General features: G+C 31.2%; 5 protein-coding genes. 4 read left to right on the top strand and 1 reads right to left on the bottom strand.

The features are described from left to right. Positions 1 to 144: 144 nt before the first annotated feature. Positions 145 to 1,014, top strand: a complete 870-nt coding sequence (locus tag BM072_RS07600; RefSeq protein WP_092908062.1) for a DUF808 domain-containing protein — start codon at positions 145 to 147, stop codon at positions 1,012 to 1,014. A 61-nt stretch (positions 1,015 to 1,075) separates the two neighbouring features. On the opposite strand, the gene porW is transcribed toward BM072_RS07600, so the two are convergent. After that, positions 1,076 to 3,442 (bottom strand): type IX secretion system periplasmic lipoprotein PorW/SprE, encoded by a 2,367-nt coding sequence (gene porW, locus BM072_RS07595; protein ID WP_092908061.1) that lies wholly within the window; start codon positions 3,440 to 3,442, stop codon positions 1,076 to 1,078. A gap of 254 nt (positions 3,443 to 3,696) precedes the next feature. Between porW and BM072_RS07590 the strand changes: the two genes are divergently transcribed. From BM072_RS07590 to BM072_RS07580, 3 genes are all read left to right on the top strand, one after another. Further along, positions 3,697 to 5,202: a GH3 family acyl-acid amido synthetase gene (locus BM072_RS07590; RefSeq protein ID WP_092908060.1), complete on the top strand. Its 1,506-nt coding sequence runs from the start codon at positions 3,697 to 3,699 to the stop codon at positions 5,200 to 5,202. Next, positions 5,199 to 5,747: an acyl-CoA thioesterase gene (locus tag BM072_RS07585; RefSeq protein ID WP_092908059.1), complete on the top strand. Its 549-nt coding sequence runs from the start codon at positions 5,199 to 5,201 to the stop codon at positions 5,745 to 5,747. The genes BM072_RS07590 and BM072_RS07585 overlap by 4 nt, the downstream gene beginning before the upstream one ends. Positions 5,748 to 5,971: 224 nt before the next feature. After that, on the top strand, positions 5,972 to 8,113 hold the full coding sequence (locus BM072_RS07580) for a TonB-dependent receptor plug domain-containing protein (RefSeq protein ID WP_092908058.1): 2,142 nt from the start codon (positions 5,972 to 5,974) through the stop codon (positions 8,111 to 8,113). Position 8,114: the final 1 nt, after the last annotated feature.

Below are 8,114 nucleotides of genomic sequence, written 5' to 3'. Positions count from 1 at the left end.
AGGGTGAGTTTTTGTTTTGCAACTCAAAGATAATTTGAGATACAAAATTCAACCCTCTTTTTTTGAACTTTTTTTAAACGTTTAGGACGCTATTGTTATTCTACCATAAATTTATACTTTTGTGGCATAAACTTAAAATATTATATGGCTTCAGGAATATTTGCAATATTAGACGATATCGCAGCTTTAATGGACGATGTTGCGGTAACAAGTAAGGTCGCAGCGAGTAAAACAGCGGGAATTTTAGGCGATGATTTAGCTGTAAATGCAGAAAAAGCAACTGGATTTTTAGCTTCGCGAGAAATACCAGTTTTATGGGCAATAACAAAAGGTTCTTTTATTAACAAACTAATTATTGTTCCGATTATATTAACACTAAATGCTTATTTCCCAGAAGTAATTAAGTATATCTTGATTTTAGGAGGATTTTATTTAGCTTACGAAGGTGTAGAAAAAATTGTTGAATTTTTATTTCATCGTGCGAAAAAAGGTCATGAAGTAATAGTTGAAGAAAAAGCTGAAGTTGGAAATGTAGAGGAAAAAAGTAAAGTAAAATCTGCAATTATTACGGATTTTATTCTTTCCATAGAAATTGTAATTATTGCTTTAAGTACAGTTTTAGAAGAAGGTTTACCAATGCAAATTATGACAGTTTCTATTATAGCATTAGTTGCAACCATTGGCGTTTACGGTATTGTAGCGTTAATTGTTCGTATGGATGATGCAGGTTATAAATTAATTCGTCAATCAAATGATAAAGGTGTAGTTTCTAAACTTGGACATTTCTTAGTAAATGCTTTGCCTTGGGTTATAAAAGCTTTAGGCGTTATTGGTACAATTGCTTTGTTGTTGGTTTCGGGAGAAATTTTTGCACATTATATTGATTATTTACATGATGTATTAACAAGTTTACCAAATCTTTTGAAGAATGCAATTTTTGGTTTAGTAGGAGGAATATTGGTATTGATTGTAATTACATCTATCAAGAAAATTATCTCGTTAGCTAAAGGATAATTTTTTATAAACGATATAAAAAAAGCGAAACATTTATGTTTCGCTTTTTTTGTTTTTATTATTAACGAGTTGAACTACCAATTCCTCGCACAGGAGTTTTAGTCGGTGCAATTGGCTCTTCATTTACCGCTTGTTGTTCATCAACTATAGCCGTATTGTTTTTTACTTCAGTTTTAGGAGTTTCTACAACAGCTGGCTTCGGTTTTCTTAATTTATCCAACAAACGTTTTGCTTGTTTTGCTTCATCAGTTCCGTCATAAGCTGTCATCACAATTTCTAAAGCTTGCTCAAAATCCGCTTGTGTACTCGTTTGTTTTATTGCATAGGCATTAAGCAAAGCAAATTTAGCAACAATTATTTCGGTCGGAAATTTTACAATTGCTTCTTGTACTTTTTTCTTAACATCTTCGTATTTTTCTTCTTTATACAAATCATACGCAACTTTATAAGCCGTTAACGCATCTTTTGTTTCAGCAGTAATATATTCAACATCTGGATTAAGAATATAACCCGCATAAATTGTATTTGGATACGTTGTTAAGATCTCATTTTTGTATTGATCTTCAAGCTTTTTATCACGATTTTTATAAATTCGATACAATTGATATGTTGCTTGTAACTTAACATCATCAGATTTTGGAGGAGAAGCAACTAAAGCTTTTAACTCTTTTCCAGCCAATTCCGAATTATTAAACGTATCAAAATAACCAACTCCCAATGCTAATTGCGTTGTATCGCGCTCAACTTTAAGATCATTTAGCGCTTTCATTGATGTTGGAATTTGCTCTAAATAAAAATCTAATTCGAAACGACGAGGATTACCAGCATCAACTTTTCCAGATAATTCGGCTTGTTTATCTTCTATAACCGTACTTATTGCGTTAGAATTTCGCCAATTGTCTTTTAAAGCAACTCCACCCCAAATACGTTGAAATTCTGCTTGACCAGAAGATTTTAAACTTTGATTATAGAAATAGAATTTTCCTTTATCAGGATTATCAAAGCTAGATGTAAAACTTGCAGTTTTAGTTTCTAACTGAAAATTTTCCATTTCTTTGCGCTCTTCTTCAATGCGTTTTTCTTCACTTTTCTTTACCTTTTCGATGTAATTTGTGAAAAATTTGCTTTGATCATCTTTAGAAAGTGCTGCGATTTTTAAGATAGAATCATTTTTCTGAACCAAATAATGTTTTTCCATCAGCTTTTTTAAAGCTTCATTACGTGTCAAAATTCTTTTTTGATCTTCCTTTAAATTATAAGTTGTATACGCAGAATCGTAATACGCAGATGCGTAAACATAATCGTTTTGCTTAAATTTTATATCACCATAATTTTCAAACGAACGGGCACGAATGTAAGGATCAGAAACTGGTCCTTTTACACTTAATTTTGCATATTCTACAGCGTCGTCCATGTTGTCTGCACGCAGCGCCATTTCAGAAATACCGTAATATAATTCGTTTTGCTTTGAGGTATAAATACCTTTTTTCGCTATATCAAGTAAGTTTTGTTTGTAGTTACCATAATTATTCACTTTTGGGTCAAAATTAGCTGCAATTGCAAGCTGAGATTTAACTTCGAGATCAAAACCAGGACTCATTTTATACACTTTTGTAAATGCTTCGCCAGCTTCTTGTTGTTTACCAAGTTTAGAAAAAACTTGTCCCATTACATAAAATAAACGAACGCGTTCGTCTTTATTGCTCGAATAATATTCGGCTTTTTGTAAAGGATCTAAAGCTTCTTCGTACTTTTTTTGATCAATTAAAAACTGTGCATACGTACGTGCAACTAAAGTTTTTAACTCTTTGCTTTTGTAAGGATCACTTTCGTATAATTCTTTCAAATGCTCAGCTCCATCAAAATAATTACCACCTTTTATTTCGGCAACAGTTTTATAAACGTCGGCTTCTTGTGCATATGCAGAACCTTTAAAGTTTTTTACAACATAGTTTAATGCATCTAAAGCTTCAAAGTATTTTTTCTGATAAAACAACGATTTACCAATCAAAAGATAAGCACGACCAATCATTTTGTTGTTCTCTTGTCCTTTAATTAACATCGAATGTTTCTCAATAACAGTCGCAGCTTTTGATTCTACGGCAGCAAAACCAACAGGTTTTTCTACTTTATCTGTATTGTTTCGGTTTCCACCACCAATACCAAAGTTAGGCGTATTTGTCCCATTAAGGTTTGTAGAATCAGAGATTGAAAAATACTCTATTCCAACGGGTAAAATTTTAGAATAATTTTCTTCATAACTTTCCTGAAGCTCAGTATTCCTTTTTTCTAACTCTTCTTCAGCATTAAATACTCCATTAAACCACGATGTCATTTTATGAAATTGTCGGTTTTTGAAACTATTTTTTTGTGTGGAACAGCCGATTAATAAACTTGCGGCAAAAAAGCTAAGTACAATCTTTTTCATGTTAGCGAATAAAAACAAATCTACAATAAAACGCTCGATTACAAAAAATCTTGTATGGCTTAAAGATTTTAGATACATTTATAGGAAGGACGAAAGATTTATTTAGAATTTGAATAGATAGATTGTAAAATGATTGCTAACAATTTAGCATTAACGGAATTAAATTTTGACTAAGAAAAATCATTGTAAAACTTTCTATAAAATTGGGATTATTCGTTTAAATTAGACCATTAATAATGTTATAAACATACAATATGAAAGCTTTTTTAGCTAAAATTTTTGCAAAACGTATTGTCAATAAAGAGCAAAAATGGATAGAAAATCCATTGGAAGCGCAAGACAAAATTTTAAAAGAATTGGTTGCTTTTGCAAAAAACACAAAGTTTGGAAAAGATCATCATTTTGATGAAATTAACACTTATCAAGAGTTTAAAAACTTGGTTCCCGTTAACGATTATGAAGGTTTAAAACATTATTTTGATGAAGTTGTAACTGGAAAATCTGATATTCTTTGGCCAGGAAAACCAATTTATTTGGCTAAAACTTCGGGAACAACTTCGGGCGCAAAATATATTCCACTTACCAAAGAGTCAATTCCATATCATATTAATTCTGCCAGAAATGCATTGTTGTATTACATTCACGAAAAGCAAAATGCAGATTTTGTAAATGGTAAAATGATTTTTTTACAAGGAAGCCCAATTTTAGAAGAACAAAATGGGTTAAAAGTTGGTCGCCTTTCTGGTATTAGCGCACATTTTGTGCCTAATTATTTGCAAAAAAATCGCTTACCTTCTCATGAAACAAATATTATTGAAGATTGGGAAACTAAAGTAGATCGTGTTGTTGCAGAAACTGTAAATGCTGATATGACGCTAATTTCGGGTATTCCACCATGGTTGATTATGTATTTTGAACGATTGATAAAAATTTCTGGAAAAGAAAATGTGCAATCAATTTTTAAAAATTTACAACTAATGGTAACGGGAGGTGTAAATTATGAACCTTATCGCGAAAAAGTTAATCAATTAATTGGTCGAAAAATAGATTGTATACAAACTTATCCCGCTTCGGAAGGGTTTATTGCGTATCAAAATTCACAACAATCAGAAGATTTATTGTTGTTATTGAATAATGGTATGTTTTACGAATTTATTCCCGTTGACGAATTTTTTGATGAAAAACCGACGCGTATTTCGATAAAAGATGTTGAATTAGGAAAGGATTATGTGCTGATTCTGAATACAAATGCAGGTTTGTGGGGATATAATATTGGTGATACTGTTCGTTTTACATCCTTAAAACCATTTAAAATTGTTGTTTCGGGTCGAATAAAACATTATACATCTGCTTTTGGAGAACATGTAATTGGTCACGAAGTGGAGCAGGCGTTGCAAAAAACGATAGAAAAATTTCCGGCAAGTGTAAATGAATTTTCTGTTGCGCCACAAGTCAATCCAGCAGAAGGTTTACCTTATCATGAATGGTTGATAGAATTTGATCAAAAACCACAAAATATAGCAGAGTTTAATAAAGAATTAGACGTGCAAATGCGAAAACAAAATACATATTATGACGATTTAATTACGGGAAATATTCTAACTCAATTGCAAATTTCTATTGTAGAGAAAGATGGTTTTCAGTGTTATATGAAATCAATAGGTAAACTTGGAGGACAAAATAAAGTTCCGCGATTATCAAACAACCGCGATATAGCCGACGAATTTTATACCCTAAATTTAATAAACAAACAACAATGATTTATAAAACAGTAAAAAGTTCTTTAGTCACTTTTTCGCAATTAATGTTACCATCGCATTCAAACTTTAGCGGCAAAATACACGGTGGTTTTATCTTATCACTTTTAGATCAAATTGCATTTGCTTGTGCCTCAAAATATTCAGGTAAATACTGTGTAACCGCATCAGTAGATCAAGTGGATTTTTTGACTCCAGTAGAAGTTGGTGAATTGTTAACGTTAAAAGCATCAGTTAATTACGTTGGTAGAACATCTATAGTTGTTGGTATTCGTGTAGAAAGTCAGAACATACAAACGGGCGAAATAAAACATTGTAATTCGTCTTATTTTACAATGATTTGTAAAGAAGAAAATGGCGAAAAATCGGAAGCTCCAAAATTGATTTTAAAGAATTTAGATGAGGTTCGACGTTTCTATAAATCATTGCACCGAATAGAAGAACATCGTAAAGCAAAAGAACAAATAAAAGATCCTGTAGATTATAAATCGCAAGAGTTTTTAGACTTTTTGTTGGTAAATCACCAAGTAAAAATAGAAATTGATTAAATATTTTAATCCAAATCAAAAGCCCAATTCAGTAATGAGTTGGGCTTTTTTTGTGATTTGTATCAGCTTCGTTCGCTTTTTTCTCTACCTATAAAAAAGCGTTGATAATTATCTAATTTAATTTAGAATAAATAAAAATAGATTAAAAAAACGTTTATATTTGTCATTATTAATTATTAGACTAATTCTAAATAATTATTCTACTAAAAGAATATAAACACAAAATGAAGAGATATTTTTTTCTATTAAGTTGTTTTTCGGGCTTACAACTTTTTGCACAAACCAATGATTCTATCAAAGAGAATCAAACCATTGATTTGGAGCAAACGGTTATTTCTGGACAATATAATAGACAATCCGTAAAAAAATCAATCTACGAAGTTCGCGTTATTGATCGCGAAATGATAGAAAGACAAGCAGGAAATACGTTAGCAGATATTTTAAATCAAACGTTGAACATGAATATTATTCCAAATTCGTCGTCGGGAAAATCGTCGGTGCAAATGTTTGGTTTAGATGGTCAATATTTTAAAATTTTGGTTGATAATATTCCGCTAGTAAATGACGAAGGTTTAGGAAATAATACGGATTTAACACAAATAAATCTTGATGATATACAACAAATAGAAATTGTAGAAGGCGCTATGGGAGTAGAGTACGGCGCAAATTCTATTGCTGGAGTTATAAATATTATTACTAAAAAAGGAGGAAAATCAAAATTTGATATTTCTGCATCGTTACAAGAAGAAACGATTGGTGACGAATACAATTGGAAAAATAAAGGAAGACACATACAATCCCTGAAGATCGGACATAATTTTACGGATAATATCTATGCTAATTTAAGTTTTTCACGAAATGATTTTCAGGGATTTTTTAATGATAAAAAAGGAGAAAATTACCCAATTAATGATGGATTAAGAGGATACGAATGGTTGCCAAAAATTCAGAATTCTACCAAAGCATTGGTGCAATATAAAAAAGAGAATTATAGGTTGTTTTATAAGTTTGAATATTTTACGGAAGAAACAAAACGTTACGATTCTAACTTAATTATGAACGCACAGCCAGAAACGGATACAAATAATCCGACGGCAAATGATAATATTTTTACAACAAATCGTATTTACAATCATTTAAATGCTTCTGGTCGTTTTAAAAATACAATTAATTATGATGTTTCTTTTTCGTATCAAGAGCAAAAAAGAAAGGTAAAAGATTACAATTACGAGATTTTAACTGGAAATGAGTTAGACGTTGTAAAACAAGATTACGAAAGTAGAAAAGTATATTATTCGAAAGGTTTGTTTAGCAATTTTATCAATAAAAATGATTTTTTTGATTTTCAATTTGGGTATGAAATCGATCAAACCAAAGGTTTTGCTTCTCCATTATCAGGCGAGTTTTTGCAAAAACCAATTGCGCGTCAATTAGGAACGTATGATGTTTTTGCTTCTTCGGAAATTAATTTGAATGATAAAATTTCGTTTCGTCCAGGTGCGCGCGTTATGTTTTCAGAACAATTTGATACGCAATATGTGCTTAGTTTAAGTGCGAAATATTTGTTTGGGAAAGATTGGGAACTTCGCGGAATTGTAGGTACATCGCCACGTTTGCCAAATTACGACGAAATGTATTCTTACTTTGTAGATGTAAATCACAATGTGCAAGGAAATGATCAACTAAATCCTGAAAAAGGTATTTCTGCATTTTTACACCTTAAACGAAAGTGGAAAATTAACGCGAATTCGTCTATCGAACAAAAACTTTCTGCTTGGAAAATTAATCTGAAAGACAAAATTTCTTTAATCGTTGTAGAGGATATTCCACTAAAATATATGTACAAAAACATTGATACTTACGATGTACAAGGTTTAACTTATCTCAATCTATTTAAAATTGGGCGATTTACGGGAGGTTTTGGCGCTACATTGACGGGGAAAAAGCAAGCAATTAATCAAGAAGATTTTGCTAATGATGTAGAAAATAAATATTTCTATACAGTACAAGCCAATGGGAATGTATCGTATCAGTTGCCAAAAACCGAAACCATTTTTACACTTCTTTATAAATACAATGGAAGTGAGGAGCAATATGTGCAAAAAAACAATCCAGATAATGCGCAAGAACAGATTTTAGTAAAAGGAAAACAACAAGCTTTTAGTTGGTTTGATGCTTCGATAAAACAATCATTTTTTAAAAATAAGTTTGACTTTACAATAGGCGCGCGCAATTTATTTGATGTAAAAAACTTACGAAATACTGCACTTAGCGATAATGCGCATGCTTCGGGTGCTAATAGTATGTTGTATGGTTATGGACGATCATATTTTGTGAAACTAACCTATAATTTATCAATCAATTAAA

The organism is Algoriella xinjiangensis (assembly GCF_900115015.1).
GTDB classification, from domain to species: Bacteria; Bacteroidota; Bacteroidia; order Flavobacteriales; family Weeksellaceae; genus Empedobacter; species Empedobacter xinjiangensis.
Note: the sequence above shows the minus strand (reverse complement) of the source record. Positions and strands in the feature narration are given on the sequence as shown.